Source organism: Caulobacter sp. LARHSG274 (assembly GCF_052871235.1).
Map to the genome: position 1 here is coordinate 418,527 of NZ_JBIXJO010000002.1, position 13,921 is coordinate 432,447.

17 protein-coding genes, 1 tRNA gene and 1 pseudogene are annotated in these 13,921 nt (G+C 68.7%); 6 read left to right on the forward strand and 13 right to left on the reverse strand.

Going from position 1 to position 13,921, the window contains the following annotated elements:
• Window positions 1-142: 142 nt before the first annotated feature.
• Both ACIPQB_RS06240 and ACIPQB_RS06245 read right to left on the reverse strand, forming a co-directional pair.
• The gene (locus tag ACIPQB_RS06240) at window positions 143-1,021 is read right to left on the reverse strand and encodes a hypothetical protein (protein ID WP_446484350.1); all 879 of its coding nucleotides are present in this window, start codon (window positions 1,019-1,021) and stop codon (window positions 143-145) included.
• A 28-nt stretch (window positions 1,022-1,049) separates the two neighbouring features.
• Window positions 1,050-1,481 carry a DUF427 domain-containing protein gene (locus tag ACIPQB_RS06245; protein ID WP_446484351.1) on the reverse strand — a complete coding sequence of 144 codons (432 nt, stop codon included), beginning with the start codon at window positions 1,479-1,481 and terminating at the stop codon, window positions 1,050-1,052.
• Between the two features lie 417 nt (window positions 1,482-1,898).
• On the opposite strand from ACIPQB_RS06245, the gene ACIPQB_RS06250 reads away from it, so the two are divergent.
• Window positions 1,899-2,684 carry an alpha/beta fold hydrolase gene (locus ACIPQB_RS06250; RefSeq protein WP_446484352.1) on the forward strand — a complete coding sequence of 262 codons (786 nt, stop codon included), beginning with the start codon at window positions 1,899-1,901 and terminating at the stop codon, window positions 2,682-2,684.
• 182 nt (window positions 2,685-2,866) lie between these two features.
• On the opposite strand, the gene ACIPQB_RS06255 is transcribed toward ACIPQB_RS06250, so the two are convergent.
• Window positions 2,867-2,956, reverse strand: a tRNA-Ser gene (locus tag ACIPQB_RS06255).
• 152 nt (window positions 2,957-3,108) lie between these two features.
• Between ACIPQB_RS06255 and msrA the strand changes: the two are divergent.
• Window positions 3,109-3,732: pseudogene (gene msrA / locus ACIPQB_RS06260) on the forward strand (peptide-methionine (S)-S-oxide reductase MsrA); the annotation flags it as partial.
• 168 nt (window positions 3,733-3,900) lie between these two features.
• Window positions 3,901-4,248 (forward strand): MmcQ/YjbR family DNA-binding protein, encoded by a 348-nt coding sequence (locus ACIPQB_RS06265; protein ID WP_446484353.1) that lies wholly within the window; start codon window positions 3,901-3,903, stop codon window positions 4,246-4,248.
• Here the strand turns inward: ACIPQB_RS06265 and ACIPQB_RS06270 are convergent.
• From ACIPQB_RS06270 to ACIPQB_RS06295, 6 genes are all read right to left on the reverse strand, one after another.
• Window positions 4,245-4,982 (reverse strand): DUF599 domain-containing protein, encoded by a 738-nt coding sequence (locus ACIPQB_RS06270; protein ID WP_446484734.1) that lies wholly within the window; start codon window positions 4,980-4,982, stop codon window positions 4,245-4,247. The genes ACIPQB_RS06265 and ACIPQB_RS06270 overlap by 4 nt on opposite strands.
• A gap of 66 nt (window positions 4,983-5,048) precedes the next feature.
• Window positions 5,049-6,497 carry an MFS transporter gene (locus tag ACIPQB_RS06275; protein WP_446484354.1) on the reverse strand — a complete coding sequence of 483 codons (1,449 nt, stop codon included), beginning with the start codon at window positions 6,495-6,497 and terminating at the stop codon, window positions 5,049-5,051.
• A 97-nt stretch (window positions 6,498-6,594) separates the two neighbouring features.
• A complete protein-coding gene (locus ACIPQB_RS06280) occupies window positions 6,595-6,750 on the reverse strand; it encodes a DUF3309 family protein (RefSeq protein WP_081684590.1) in 156 nt (51 codons plus the stop codon).
• A 64-nt stretch (window positions 6,751-6,814) separates the two neighbouring features.
• Window positions 6,815-7,198: a DUF983 domain-containing protein gene (locus ACIPQB_RS06285; protein ID WP_446484355.1), complete on the reverse strand. Its 384-nt coding sequence runs from the start codon at window positions 7,196-7,198 to the stop codon at window positions 6,815-6,817.
• 301 nt (window positions 7,199-7,499) lie between these two features.
• Window positions 7,500-7,634, reverse strand: coding sequence for an entericidin A/B family lipoprotein (locus ACIPQB_RS06290; RefSeq protein ID WP_446484356.1), 135 nt, complete (start codon window positions 7,632-7,634; stop codon window positions 7,500-7,502).
• Between the two features lie 114 nt (window positions 7,635-7,748).
• Entirely contained in the window at window positions 7,749-7,997 is a 249-nt protein-coding gene (locus ACIPQB_RS06295; protein WP_446484357.1) for a hypothetical protein, read from the reverse strand.
• A 317-nt stretch (window positions 7,998-8,314) separates the two neighbouring features.
• Here ACIPQB_RS06295 and ACIPQB_RS06300 point away from each other — a divergent pair, with 317 nt between their 5' ends.
• On the forward strand, window positions 8,315-9,037 hold the full coding sequence (locus ACIPQB_RS06300; protein ID WP_446484358.1) for a sensor histidine kinase: 723 nt from the start codon (window positions 8,315-8,317) through the stop codon (window positions 9,035-9,037).
• An 18-nt stretch (window positions 9,038-9,055) separates the two neighbouring features.
• Here the strand turns inward: ACIPQB_RS06300 and ACIPQB_RS06305 are convergent, their stop codons facing one another.
• Window positions 9,056-9,649, reverse strand: a complete 594-nt coding sequence (locus ACIPQB_RS06305; RefSeq protein ID WP_446484359.1) for a hypothetical protein — start codon at window positions 9,647-9,649, stop codon at window positions 9,056-9,058.
• 51 nt (window positions 9,650-9,700) lie between these two features.
• On the reverse strand, window positions 9,701-9,883 hold the full coding sequence (locus ACIPQB_RS06310; protein ID WP_446484360.1) for a hypothetical protein: 183 nt from the start codon (window positions 9,881-9,883) through the stop codon (window positions 9,701-9,703).
• 86 nt (window positions 9,884-9,969) lie between these two features.
• Here ACIPQB_RS06310 and ACIPQB_RS06315 point away from each other — a divergent pair, with 86 nt between their 5' ends.
• Window positions 9,970-10,752 carry a DUF3883 domain-containing protein gene (locus ACIPQB_RS06315; protein ID WP_446484361.1) on the forward strand — a complete coding sequence of 261 codons (783 nt, stop codon included), beginning with the start codon at window positions 9,970-9,972 and terminating at the stop codon, window positions 10,750-10,752.
• Here the strand turns inward: ACIPQB_RS06315 and ACIPQB_RS06320 are convergent.
• Together ACIPQB_RS06320 and ACIPQB_RS06325 are read right to left on the reverse strand one after the other, a co-directional pair.
• Entirely contained in the window at window positions 10,749-11,372 is a 624-nt protein-coding gene (locus ACIPQB_RS06320) for a glutathione S-transferase family protein (RefSeq protein WP_446484362.1), read from the reverse strand. The two genes, ACIPQB_RS06315 and ACIPQB_RS06320, sit on opposite strands and share 4 nt — an antisense overlap.
• Before the next feature lie 15 nt (window positions 11,373-11,387).
• Window positions 11,388-13,022 (reverse strand): NAD(P)/FAD-dependent oxidoreductase, encoded by a 1,635-nt coding sequence (locus ACIPQB_RS06325; protein ID WP_446484363.1) that lies wholly within the window; start codon window positions 13,020-13,022, stop codon window positions 11,388-11,390.
• A 115-nt stretch (window positions 13,023-13,137) separates the two neighbouring features.
• Between ACIPQB_RS06325 and ACIPQB_RS06330 the strand changes: the two genes are divergently transcribed.
• Window positions 13,138-13,872, forward strand: a complete 735-nt coding sequence (locus ACIPQB_RS06330) for a DUF3800 domain-containing protein (protein ID WP_446484364.1) — start codon at window positions 13,138-13,140, stop codon at window positions 13,870-13,872.
• Window positions 13,873-13,921: the final 49 nt, after the last annotated feature.

Here is a 13,921-nt window from a genome sequence, read left to right on the forward strand (position 1 = left end):
CCCGGCGACAGCTATCCAAAGGTCTAGCCCAGATGGGTTTTCGCGAACGCGTGCTGGAGGCTGTCAGGCGCGAACGGATGCGGGACGAAAGGCAGCGGGCGTTCTTCGTCGAAGGCTTGCGGGCGGCAGGCGTGCGGCCGGCCTATGCCTTGGCGCCGAGCCAGCTGGCGAGATTGAGCACGTAGCGCTGGGTGTCGGCCATGCCCTGGGGCGTGGTGATCAGGCCGTCGCCGGGGGGCTCGACGACGAAGCTGGGACTGCCCGACCGGACGTCCCAATTGTAGTCGGCGAAATGGTGGAAGGTGCTCTGGGCGATCGCCCGGCCGCCGGTCGAGTCAGCCTCGAAGGCCACGGCGATGTTGAACGGCCGGCCCGTGACCTTGCTGGTTCCGGTGGCGATGACGCGGGCGCTCGTCCCTTCGGGCGCGCGGACCCCGCCCTCGTGCGGATGGGCCGGCAGGTATCGAAGGGCGCCGGTGGGGGAGGCCGGATCGCTCAGCACCGGATGCACCGGCAGGACCGGCGTGATCACCTGGTAGTCGCCATTGGCGCCGGAGTGGAAGTTCGGCCACGAGATCGCGGTCGTGTACGGATCGTCCGGCCGGCGTTCGGACGGGTCGGGATGCGGGTTGCGCGTGTGGAAATAGTGCGCGCCGCCGACGCCGCCGAGGGTGCAGAGCGACGACCCCAGGTCCATGTGGTCGCGCGTCGCCATCAGGCCGCCGCCGGCCTGGCGAAAGCGCGAGATCGCGCCGCAGTCCTCCGGCGTCAGCCCGTCGCCGACATCGACGGCGAACAGCCAGAGCTGGTCGAAGTCGCTGTGGTCCAGGGTCGAGAGCACTGCGTCGGGCGCGCCCGGCGGATCGCGGTCGCGCGAGGTCACCTCATAGAGCCGCCGGCCGTCGGGTCCGACCTGCGCGGCGAGCAATTGGCCCAGCTTGCTGAAGCGGGCGATCGACCAGTCGTCCGCGGTCGGAACGATGGTGGTCTGCAGCAGGATCTTGATCGGGGCCTGGCTCATCCTGTCCTCCTCTGGCGTGCGTATCGCATCAGGCCGCTGGTTCGCGACCGAGACCGTCGGTCTCGACGGCCTCGTCTTCGATCGCCGTGTCGGCCGGCGTGTGTCCGTGGACCTGGAACTCGACATGTTCGGGACGGAAGGCGATGCGGCCGGCGATCTCGGCGAAGGCGGCGCCGGGCGTCTCGTAGGACCAGGCGATGTTTTCGACCAGGTGCTGGTCGCGATAGATCGTGAAGTAGCGCGCCTCGCCCTTGTCGGGATGGCGCGTGGTCTTGTCGGCCTGGCTCAGGAAGACCATGAACACGTCCTTGCGCGGGAAGTAACGGACCGGCGGACGGCCGGCCTCGTGCATCACGACCACGTCGTCGCTGTCGGCGATGTCATGGCCTTCGAATAACACGCGGACGCGACCGCGCTCACGAGCGACGGTGGTCGAAGGGCTTTGGTCGGGGGGCGTCATGGCTGGTCTCCTCGCTGGCCGGCGGTCGGGGCACGGCGCCCGCGCCTTGGGTCCTGGACCGCGGGCGCCGTGCAATTGAGCCGGACAGGTTGGACGCTCGTCTGCCGCTTCGTCGGCCGTAAGATGAAATCGGAAAAACTCTTACGTTCGCCATCCCTGTCGCGTCCGATTAACACGGCTCGGCAGCGTTGTTATCGGCGAGGGCCGTCTGAACGGAACTGTACTTTGGTCTAGGTCGGCTAACCCTGGCCCAGGCCCGGTTTCGTGACGCTGCTCTGGCGCGGTCGGTCCCGCGCCCGCGGCGTGGTCGTCCTAGACCTTGGGAAGGGGCGGGCAGGCCCTTTCGCGAGATAGGCGTGCGCCCGCCCGGCAACGCATTCTTCGCTCAAGGCCGCCCTGGCCGCCACGGAGACATCGATGCGCAAGCCCTTCCAAGCCCTGTCGTTCGCCGCCGTCCTCGCCCTGTCGGGCGCGGCGGCGGCGCAAGCCGCGCCGCAAGGCGAAAAGCCGACGATCATCCTCGTCCACGGCGCCTTCGCCGACTCCTCGGGCTGGAACGACGTGGTGTCGCGGCTGAACCGGGACGGCTACCGGGTGGTGGCCGCGGCCAATCCCCTGCGGGCCCTCGGTTCGGACGCCGCGACGGTGTCGGCGCTCGTCAAGTCGATCCCCGGGTCGGTCATCCTGGTGGGCCATTCCTACGGCGGCGAGGTGATCACCGAGGCGGCGAACGGCAATGGCAATGTCGAGGCGCTGGTCTATGTCGCCGGTTTCCTGCCCGAGGCCGGGGAATCGGCGCTCTCGCTGTCCGGCAAGTTCCCGGGCGCCACCCTCGCCCCCGCCCTGGCGCCGGTGGCGCTGCCGGATGGCGACGAGGACTTCTACATCCAGCCCGCCAAGTTCCAGGCCCAGTTCGCCGCCGACGTGCCCGCCGCCAAGGCCGCCCTGATGGCCGCGACCCAGCGTCCGGTGACGGGACGCGCGCTTTCCGACATGGCGACCGCGCCGACCTGGAAGCGGCTTCCGTCGTACGTGATCTACGGTTCGGCCGACCGCAACATCCCCGCCGAAACCCAGCGGTTCATGGCCGAACGGGCCCACGCGCGCAAAACCGTCGCGGTCGAGGGCGGCTCCCATGCGCTGATGGTCTCTCACCCCGACAAGGTCGCCGCGCTGATCGAGGACGCCGCGTCGGCCCGGTGAGGCCTTGGCCGCAGCGTCACCTGCGGATTCTTCCGCAAGCCACCAACGCCCCGGATGGCGGCGTGGGCGTCGACGCGAGAACAGCCATGGATTTCGAGGGTGAGCACAGGTCCGCACACGTCACCCTCTGCCGCGCTGACGCTCTTGCCGCATTATAAGTAGTTGATTTTACAAGAGAATAGTGGCGGTGAGAGAGGGATTCGAACCCTCGATAGAGTTTCCCCTATACACGCGTTCCAGGCGTGCGCCTTCAACCACTCGGCCACCTCACCATGCGCACCAGATGCGGAAGGCGGTTGAGGCCCCCGACGCAGGAAGGGGCGCAATATACTCAGGAAGGTTGCGGGGGCAAGCGGCCATCCGGGTGAAACGCGACCGCGGGCGACTTATATTCGCGGGCCGGGTTTCGTCGCGAGATCAAGCCATGCCGTCCATCCCGAAAACCGCTGATCCGGCCTCGGTCGACAACGCCCCGCCGGGCCGGGAGGCGGCGCTGGCGACCGCCCGCAGCCACGTCGTCAACGGCCATCCGCTGAAGGGGCCCTATCCGGACGGGATGGAGACGGCGGTGTTCGCCATGGGCTGTTTCTGGGGCGCGGAGCCATTGTTCTGGACGCTGCCGGGCGTTCATGTCACCGCCGCCGGTTATACGGCGGGGATCACCCCCAACCCCACCCATGACGAGGTCCGCAGCGGCCGCACCGGCCATGCCGAGGCGGTGCTGGTGGTGTTCGACCCCAGGGCGCTTCGCTACGAGACCCTGCTGCGGACCTTCTGGGAGAACCATGACCCGACCCAGGGCGCCGAGATTGGCGGTTCGCACCGTTCAGGGATCTATGTGGCCTCTGACGCCCAAGCCGCCGCGGCCGTGGCGTCGAAGGAGGTCTATCAGCAGGCGCTGGACGCCGGCGACCTTGGAGCGATCGCCACCGAGATCGGCGCGGCCGGCCCGTTCTATTTCGCCGAAGCCCATCACCAGCAGCACCTGGCGAGGAACCCCGACGAGGCTTGCGGGGGCGGCGGAACAGGCGTGGCCTATCCGATGGGGGGGTGGGGTCTAGACCTCTGGGCTTTCCCTCCCCTTTATGGGGAGGGTGGGCCCGAAGGGCTCGGGTGGGGTCCCCGTCGCCATGGCGCCCTGCACCGGCCCCCACCCGTCGGCTTCGCCGCCACCCTCCCCACAGGGGGGAGGGACGGTCGTACCTTAGGATAATTCATGACACCCGAAGCCTTCGACGCCGCCGCCATGGCCCTGCCGGGCGCGACCATGACCATCCAGTGGGGCGACGATCATGTCTACAAGGTGGGCGGCAAGATGTTCGCGGTGCTGGGCGGGGCGGTGGGGCGCAACGGCTTTTCGCTGAAGGCCTCGGAAGTGGCGTTCGAGGTGCTGGTCGAGACGGGGCGCGCGACCCCGGCTCCCTACCTCGCTCGGGCCCAGTGGCTGCACTTTTCGGACCTGGCCGCCCAGGACGAAGCCGAGGTCGCCGACTGGCTGAAGACCGCCCACAGCCTGATCGCGGCCAAGCTGACCCGGAAGGCGCGGGCGGAGCTGGGGCTCTAAAGGCGCTCGCTGTCGTTCTGGGCCAGGTGCGGGCCGGTGACCACGGGCTGGCGTTCGAGGATCTCGCGCACCTTGCGCACCGCGGCCGAGGCGGGGCTGCGGCGCTGGCGCCAGAGCAGCAGGACCATGGCGCCGGCGGTCGCCACCGCGAAGGCGATCGGGCCCAGCAGCCAGGCCGCCGCCGCCAGGGCGAAATAATAGCCGCGCACCCCCGCGTTGAAGGCCGACAGGGCCGGGTTGAGGATGGCGCCGGCCGCCTCGGCATATTCCTCCAGCACCGCGCGCGGCGACCACATCGGCGTCGCGCCGATCGCGGCCAGGCAGTAGTTCATCTGGCGGATCGACCAGATGAAGTCGAGCAGGCCGCGGGCCAGGGCGACCAGCACCACCCCCAGCTTGATCTGGAACACCAGGGTCGAGGCGGGGGCCAGCACCGCCAGGCCCTCGATGCTCTTCAGCGCCGTGTCGCCGCCGAACAGCACCCCGGCCGCGGCGGCGATCAGGATCAGGTTGCTGGAGGCGAAGAACGAGGCCGAGTTCAGAGCGTGGCCCAAGAGCTGGCCGTCGAGCAGGGCGATCTCGCGCACCGCCATCTCGGCCATCCACCGCCGGCGGATCACCGTCATGTCGGTGTTGATGACGTTGCGGCCCTTGCCCAGCCGCTTGAGCAGGGGCTCGTAGAACAGCCAGCAGAAGCTGAAGAAGGCCAGGACGACGATGTCGAGAATCGGCAGGGGCAGGGCGTGGGCGGGCATGGGCGGAGCTTAGGTCGGGAACGGGAGTCGGTGAAGGGGGGAGGGTCAGTCCTCGAGGATCAGGCTGTGCTTGCCGGTGTCGCGCAGCAGCAGCGCCACGACCAGGCCGACCACCATCATCCCCGACAGATAGAGGTAGAAGCCGCTCTCCATGCCTCCGTGCTTGAACCACAGGGCGACATATTCGGCCGTGCCGCCGAAGGCGGCGTTGCCGATGGCGTAGGGCAGGGCCACGCCGAGCGCCCGGACGTGAGTGGGAAACAGCTCGGCCTTCACCACGGCGCTGATCGCGGTATAGCCCGACTGCACGACCAGGGCGGCGAAGATCAGGCCGAAGGCGACCAGCGGGCTCGTCGCCTTGGCGGTCAGGCTGAACACCGGCCAGGCGATCAGCGCGCCGACCCCGAAGGCGAAGACCAGCATGGTCTTGCGGCCGACCTTGTCCGACAGCCAGCCGAACAGCGGCTGGATCAGCATGAAGCCGGCCAGGGTGGCCAGGTTGACCGCCCCGGCCGTCGCCTTGGAGAAGCCGGCGGTGTTGGTCAGGAACTTCAGCATGTAGGTGGTGTAGGCGTAGAAGGCCAAGGATCCGGCGGCGGTCAGGCCGATGATCGCCAGGGTCGGCTTGGGATGGCGCGCGACCAGCGGCGCGGCCAGGGCGGCATAGGTCAGGACCAGCAGCGCCACCGCGCCGTACTGGGCCGCGCCGGCGATCGGCCAGGCGGTGAAGCCGACGATCATCGCCGCCACCGCCCCCAGCAGCAGGCCGCCGACGCTGGCCAGCTGCCGGCCGCTGACCGGTTCATGCCGGGCGCTTTGCTGGTGCGAGATGCTTTCCTCGATGCCGGTGCGGATCCAGAACACCACCACGGCCAGCACCGCGCCGACGAAGAACGGGATGCGCCAGCCCCAGGCGTCCAGCTGGCCCTTGTCGAGGGTGTTCTGCAGCACCACCAGCACCAGGGCCGCCAGCAGCTGGCCCATGATCAGGGTCACGTACTGGAAGCTGGACCAGAAGCCGCGGCGCTTTCGCCCGGCCATCTCGCTCATATAGGTGGCGCTGGCCCCGTACTCGCCGCCGACCGACAGGCCTTGCAGCAGCCGGGCCAGCAGCAGGATCATCGGGGCGGCGTCGCCGATCGCCGCATGGCCGGGACACAGGGCGATGACCAGCGAGCCCAGGCACATCAATCCGACCGCCAGGGTCAGGGCGGCCTTGCGCCCCTTGCGGTCGGCATAGAGTCCCATCAGCCAGGCGCCGACCGGCCGCGCCCCGAAACCGACCGCGAAGATGGCGGCGGTCTGCATCAGCTGGGCGGTCGGGTCGCCCTTGGGGAAGAACACCTTGGCGAAATAGATCGAGAAGGCGGCGTAGGCGAACCAGTCGTACCACTCGACCAGATTGCCCGCCGCGCCGCCGAGGATGGCGCGGGCGCGGCGCCAGGCGCTCAGCGGGGCGGCTTGCGGCGTCGCCGTCGCGGCGGTGTCGATCATCTGTCCCCCCGTTTGTCGTTCCGGCGGCGACCTTAGGCGAACATCGATCGGCGGGGGAGGGGGCGCGTGCGTCTTCCCCCGCCGGGATCCGGTTCCGCTAGATTCGGCCCATCAACACCAGGATGATCAGGATGATCAGGATCAGGCCGAGGCCGCCGGAGGGGTAATAGCCCCACGAACGGCTGTGGCCCCAGGTCGGCAGGGCGCCGATCAGGGCCAGGATCAGGATGATGATCAGGATCGTGCCGAGCATTTCAATCTCCCGGTATCCCGGCGCCTTGTGCGCCCGGTTCGGGAAAGGAATGCCGGTATTTGGCCTAGGTTCCGGGGCAGTCCTGGGCCTTGCGCAGGCCGATGGCCCACAGGGCCCCGATCACCGCGCCCTTGACGCGGGGCAGCAGCAGCAGGGTCAGGCCGGCCAGGGGCAGGACGGTCAGCGGCACCACCAGCAGCGGCGATACCTTCCAGATGAACGGGAACAGCAGCAGCGGAGCCACGAACAGGTGGCCGATGATCAGGATGGTGAAATAGGCCGGGCCGTCGTCGGCCGGATAGCGCGCCAGGTCGTGGCCGCAGACCTCGCAGTCGATGTCGACCTTCAGGTAACGCGTATAGAGCCGGCCCTCGCCGCAGTTGGGGCAACGATGGCGTACGCCGCGCTTCATGCCGATCAGGACGCTGGGAGAGGAAGGTTCACTCATGGCGGTGCATATGCCTCCGCTTGGGTCCTGATGAAAGGGGGCGCGCGGTCGCAGGCGCGGTTCCGGAAATCAGCCTCGTCAAGATGAAATGGCGAGCGTCGAAGACTATGCTCGCGAGTCGCGCGAGTAATAATACCCCAAAAGGTTGTCCATTAACCACAAGATTTTCGGCGAAGGGCCGATAAGCTGCCGTCAAGCTTGAGAATTTCATCCGCAAGCGTGGCTGTGATGCCGTGACACTTAACCAAGTCGGAGGGCGCGGACTCTACTTGAGCAGAGCCCGCAACCTTTGATCCTGCGACTATTTGGCGTCGTGCGCGGTGTTGCTGACGGCCCGGCCGGCGGCCGAAACGTCGCGGCCCATCCCCTCGACGGTGTTGCAGGCCGAAACCATCAGGGCGGCGGCCGCGGCGGCCAGGATCAGGATCTTGCGCATGGGGAGGTCCAGGGGCTGGAGAGGAAGGGCGGCGAACTTAACCTTGCCGAGCGTCGCCGTTCAAGCGGCGGCGCTTGGGATTTCACGCCGGATTCGGGCGGTTTGATGGTCGCCCTATTCGGCCGCCTCGCCGCCGTTCGAGCCGTGCGAACGCAGCGGCCCGTCGACGACGCCGAAGTCGCGCGAGCGCCGCTTGCCGTCGGCCATCTGGATGCCTTCGGCTTCCAGGCCGCGCTTCAGCAGCTCGCGCACGGCCGCCGCCCGGCTGGGCATGCGGCGCGTGAAGCGCCAGTCGTCCAGGGCGGCCAGTTCCTCCTGCGTCAGCATGATCTGCAGGCGTTCAGGTCGGGTCAAAGCATTCATGGTCTCAGGCCTCCCAGGCGGGGGCGGTTCTCCTTTTCTCGACGAGCCAGGCGGCGCGCCGTCATGGCCGTTCAGTCCTAGTGCAAACGCATTAGGCGTAGAATGCGTTCCTTACTCATTTCCTGCAAAGGCCCCATTCCACGATCGATGCATCAAGTGATGATTGGGCGCGTCTTAAGTATTGTCATATTCATCTCCCATTTTTAAAGCTAAGATGAGATCCTAGAATCAATCATTAATAAAGTGTTCGTATTTCGATCTCGATTGTGCTTACATGCGGCGACGGAATGACCCGCCGCTAACGAAAGTTCCTGTACATGGACGTCGAGCGCCGAGAATTCGGCGACGCGGTCGTTCGCCATGTCGGGTCTGATGACCGGCTCAGCGAAGCTCAACACCGCATCGCCAACAACCTGGCCCTCATCGCCGGCTATGCACGCCTGCAGGCCGCCAGCGTGCAGAGAACCGATGCGCCGCTGTCGCCGCGCGAGGCCTGCATCGCCCTGGAGGAGGTGGCCGCGCGGATCGAGACGGTCGGCGACCTGCACCGGCTGCTGTCGGACATGCCCGGCCGGGCCGAGGCCGGCGTCGACCTGGGCCGCTACCTGGCCAGGCTGTGCGAGAGCCTGAAGAGCAGTCTCAGCTTCGCCGGCGAAACGGTGATCGCCTATGACGACGCCGGCCACGGCCATGTGCGGCCCGACCAGGCGACGCCGGTGGCCCTGATCGTCAGCGAACTGGTCACCAACGCCCTGAAATACGCCCATCCGGCCGGGGTCTCCGGCCGCATCCGGGTCAGCTGCCGGACCCGCGCCGAGGGGCTGGTGGTCGAGGTCGCCGACGACGGCGTCGGACTCAGCGACGACTTCGATCCCCAGCACGACGGCGGACTGGGCTTTCGCGTGGTGCGCGGCCTGGCCCGCCAGCTCGGCGCGTCCCTGGCCTACGAGTCCGACGGCCTGGGCCTGACGGTGCGGCTGACCCTGGGCGCCCGCTCCGGCGAGCACACCGTGGTGCCGTTCCATTCCGACCGCCGCTGAGCAAGCCCAGGGCTCGGCTCAGGGCTTGGCGGCCGTCGCCAGGCGCGGCGACTCCTCGACCGGCACGTCGATGTCGCCCAGGCCGGCGGCCTTGATGGCGTCGCGCAGCTTGCTGACCGGCTCGCCGGTCTGGGTCGTGAAGGTCAGCTCGGTCGGGTCGGCGCGGTTCTCGGCCAGGTTGGCGAAGCCGCCGGTCGGGCCGACGCCGGGCGCCTTGTTCAGCGACACCGCATAGGTCTTGCCCGGCAGGGTCCGGCACAGCAGCACGAAGGTCTTGCCGTCGTTCAGCAGGCGCGGGGTCTTCAGGCATTCGGGCGCCTCGCCGCCGGTCCCGGGGCCGTAGGCGAAGTCGCGAGGCGTCATCGGCTGGTCGAACACCACCTTGAGCACCAGCACCCCGGGGGCGATCGCCTGGCCGGCGGCCGGCCAGGTCGCCACCACCTTGGGCTTTTCGGTGCGCGGCATGACGATGACCGGCGAGACCGGGGTCGGCGGCTCATGCGGCGGCTTGGGAGCCGTCTGGGCCGCGGCCTTGGCGGTCGGCGCCTTGGCCTGGGCCAGGACGGGACCGGCCGCGAGGCACAGGATCAGGGCGAGGGCGAAGGAACGCATGAGCGCCACCGTGCCGTCAAAGCGCGGCCTTCTCAAGGCGGATCGATTGCCCTAGCGCGTCATCCAGGGCTTGTTCTTGCTGCTGGAGGCGGCCGCGGCGGCCTGCTCGCGCTGGAAGCGGCCGCCGCGCGGCGGCTGCGGCTTGGCGGCCAGGGCGGCCTTTTTCAGGCGCAGGGCGCGCTGGATCGGGGTCTCGCCGGGAATCTCGGGCGGGTCTTCGGGCTGGTCGGTCATCCGCGCCTTCTACCACGCCCCGCCGCCGCGCGCCTCCCCTACAAGCTGCGCTGGCGTCGACTCTCGCCCTGGGGCATCGTCCGCCCGTGGGCGAGCCGGCGATCAACGCGAAGACCTGGACCGAGGCCGGATACGATCTGGTGGTCGGCGACTATTTCGTCATGCTCGACAAGGCGATGACCGGCCGTCCCTGCGATCCGGTCGGCCACCAGCGCGGCCTGCGGCTGGTCAGCGGCCGCTCGGGCGGGGCGATCGCCTTCCTGCAGGGCGAGATCTCGGCCGTCCTGGCCTGGATCGGCCTGCCGACCCTGCGCGACCACCCGCCGCGCTGGGACGTCGCCGACGGCCTGGTCGAGGCGGTCGACCGCTGGCTTTCGTCCCGGCCGGCCGTGCTCAGGGACCTGTCCCAACCGCCGGCCCTGCTGGGCAAGATCGCCGCTCCCGTCCTGGCCGAGGGCGCGCCGCCGCCCGTCGCTCCGCCCGCGCCGGGCGAGCGGGTCCGGCGGCTGATCGCCCGCTTCGACCCGGCCGAACGCGACCTTGAGGCTCGGCCGTTGGCGCGGATCGGCGTCGCCGCCGCCCTGGCCTACGAGCAGGAACGGCTGATCGCCCGCGGCCGCCCCGACCTCGCCGACGAGGTCCGCCTGGCCCTGCCGCCGATCGAGGGCTGCGACCTGCTCGGCTTCAGCCGCACCGGCGCCCCCCGCCGCATCGCCGTCAAGACCACCACCGGCGGTCCCGCCACGCCGTTCCGCCTGACCGAGGCGGAGTTAGCCCTCAGCCGGGCCGAGCCGGAGGCGTTCCAAGTCTATCGCCTTTACGACCTCGGCCGCGAGGCGCGGGTGTTTCGGGTGCGCGCGCCGATCTAGGGCACGTCGTCCCGCGCCCACGGCCCAAACGTCGGGCGGGCCTTCAGCCGGGCGCAATAGGCCTCGACCGCCGGCAGGTCCGCCCGGTCCATCGGGGTCTTCAGCCAGCGATGGACCGACAGGCCCAGCACCACGTCGGCCAGGGTGAAGTCGTGGCCGGCGGCGTGGGCGCCGGTCTGGGCCAGACGCTGGTCGAGAATGGCCATGGCCGCGTTCCAGGCCGCGACGCTGGCGGCGATCCTGGCTGGGTTGTCGTAGCCCGGCGTCGGCCGGCCCAGGGCCAGGAAGGCGTAGCCCCAGGTCGGGTTGAGCCCGGTGGCCTGCCAGTCCATCCACTGCTCGACCACGGCCCGCGGCCGCGGCTCGGCCGGGATCAGGTGATGGCCGTCATAGCGGGCGGCCAGGTAGCGGCAGATGGTGTTGGACTCCCACAGCGCCCCCTGCTCGTCGATCAGCACCGGGATCAGGCCGTTGGGATTGAGGGCCAGGAACTCGGGACTCCGGGGCGAGGCGAACCCCGTCCCCCAGTCCTCGCGCTCATAGGCCAGGCCCAGCTCGTCGCAGGTCCACAGCACCTTGCGAACGTTGATCGAGGACGTACGGCCGAGAATCTTGAGCATGGGGCAGGTCTCCGTCTAGGCCGTCGTCGGGGTCCCAACATAGGCCGCCGCCACCGCCTCGGCGACCTTGATGCCGTCGACGGCCGCCGAGAGGATGCCGCCGGCGTAGCCCGCGCCTTCGCCGGCCGGGAACAGGCCGGCGACGTTCAGGCTCTGGAAGTCCTTGCCGCGGGTGATGCGGATCGGCGAGGAGGTGCGGGTCTCCACGCCGGTCAGCAGCACGTCGGGATGGTCGTAGCCGGCGATCTGGCGGCCGAACACCGGCAGGGCCTCGCGCATGGCCTCGATGGCGAAGGCCGGCAGGCATTGCGCCAGGTCGGTCATCCGAATCCCGGGCTTGTACGAGGGCTGCACCTCGCCCAGCGCTTCCGACGGCCGACCGGCCAGGAAGTCGCCGACCTTCTGGGCCGGGGCGGCGTAGGTCGAGCCCCCTGCTGCATAGGCCAGGCTTTCCCATTGGCGCTGGAATTCGATGCCGGCCAGCGGGTGGCCCGGATAGTCGCGCTCGGGATCGATGCCGACCACGAAGCCGGAGTTGGCGTTGCGCTCGTTGCGCGAATACTGGCTCATGCCGTTGGTCACCACCCGGTTCGGCTCCGACGTCGCCGCCACCACCGTGCCGCCGGGGCACATGCAGAAGCTGTAGACCGTGCGGCCGTTGGCGCAGTGGTGGGCCAGGCTGTAGTCGGCCGCGCCCAGGTCCGGGTGGCCGGCGCAGGCCCCGAACCGGGCCTTGTCCATCCACGACTGCGGGTGCTCGATCCGCACGCCGATCGAGAACGGCTTGGCCTCGATGTGGACGCCCCGGTCATGCAGCACCTGGAAGGTGTCGCGGGCGCTGTGGCCGACGGCCAACACCACGTGGTCGGTCGCAAGATAGTCGCCGGTCGACAGGCGCAGGCCCTTCAGCTTGCGCGCGCCGTCGGCGGCGGTCTCGATGTCGAAGTCGTCGACCCGGTGCTGCCAGCGGTATTCGCCCCCCAGGGCCTCGATGGTCTCGCGCATACTCTCGACCATGGTTACCAGGCGGAAGGTGCCGATGTGGGGGTGGGCCTCGGTCAGGATCTCCTCGGGGGCGCCGGCCTTGACGAACTCCTCCAGCACCTTGCGGCCCAGGTGGCGGGGGTCCTTGATCTGGCTGTAGAGCTTGCCGTCCGAGAAGGTGCCGGCGCCGCCTTCGCCGAACTGGACGTTGGACTCCGGGTTCAGTTCGCCGCGCCGCCACAGGCCCCAGGTGTCCTTGGTCCGCTCGCGCACCACCTTGCCCCGGTCCAGGATGATCGGCCTGAAGCCCATCTGGGCCAGGATCAGCCCGGCGAACAGGCCGCAGGGGCCGGCGCCGACGACGACAGGGCGAGGGCCCTTGAGGTCCTTCGGAGCCTGGGCGACCAGGCGGTAGTCGGTGTCGGGCCGTGGCCGCACCTGGCTGTCGCGCTCGAACCGCGCCAGCACGGCGGCCTCGTCGCGCAGAGCGACGTCGACCGTATAGACCATCAGGATCGCGGTCTTCTTCCGCGCGTCATGGGCGCGGCGGGCGATGGTGTGGCTGAGGAGGTCGTGTTCGGGGACGCCCAGGCGGTGGCAGATGGCGGGAGCGAGGGCTTCGGGCGGGTGGCCGAGGGGGAGCGACAGGTTGGAGAGGCGGAGCATGGCGCGGGTTTAGCCGCTATGGATCTGCCGCGCCATCGGACGCGATGGCAAGGCTTAATCCCATGGAGCGGTGGCTAGAACTTGCCTGCGCCTTGGTCTCTCGTAAAAGTAGAGCATGGCCTTCGCCGACTATATCATTTTCATGGACGAGAGCGGCTCTCCCGTCCTCGAAAACCCCGATCCCACCTTCCCGCTGTTTGTTCTTGGCGCTGTTCTGGTCAGCAAGGAAGCTTATGTCGGCGATGTCGTCCCTCGGCTTCAGCGCTTGAAGTTTGAAGCCGTTGGACACGACCAGCTTGTTCTTCACGAGCGGGACATTCGTAGGCAGCAAAAGGACTTTGCGTTCCTGCAGGTCGATGCCGAGGCCCGCGAGGTCTTTATCGCGGCCGTCAACGCCATCGTGGCTCAGGCGGCGTTCGAGGTGATCGCGGCCGTGATCGACAAGGTCCGCCTGGTCGCACGATACGCTGATCCTTGGAGCCCTTATGAGCTGGCGTTGCATTTCTGCCTTGAGAAGCTCCTGGAACGACTTCTCGTGTTGGGCCAGGATGGCAGAACGGTGCATGTCGTCTTCGAAGGACGCGGCAAGCGCGAGGACCGCGAATTGGAACTGCATTTTCGCCGCATCGTCGCCAACGAAGCGGGTTGGGGGCGGCAGAGGCTCGATTTCACCCGCCTGCGTTGGGAGGCGATATTCACGGACAAGAAGAGCAATTCGTCAGGTCTGCAATTGGCGGACCTGATTGCGCGTCCGATCGGGCTCAAAGTGCTGCGGCCAATGCAGGAAAATCGGGCTTTCGAAATTCTGCGCCTCAAGCTCGCGCCAAATGGCCTGAAGGTATTCCCCTAGAAAGCGGAAGGGCCCCCGAGAGATCCCAGGAGCCCAGCGCCGACCGAGA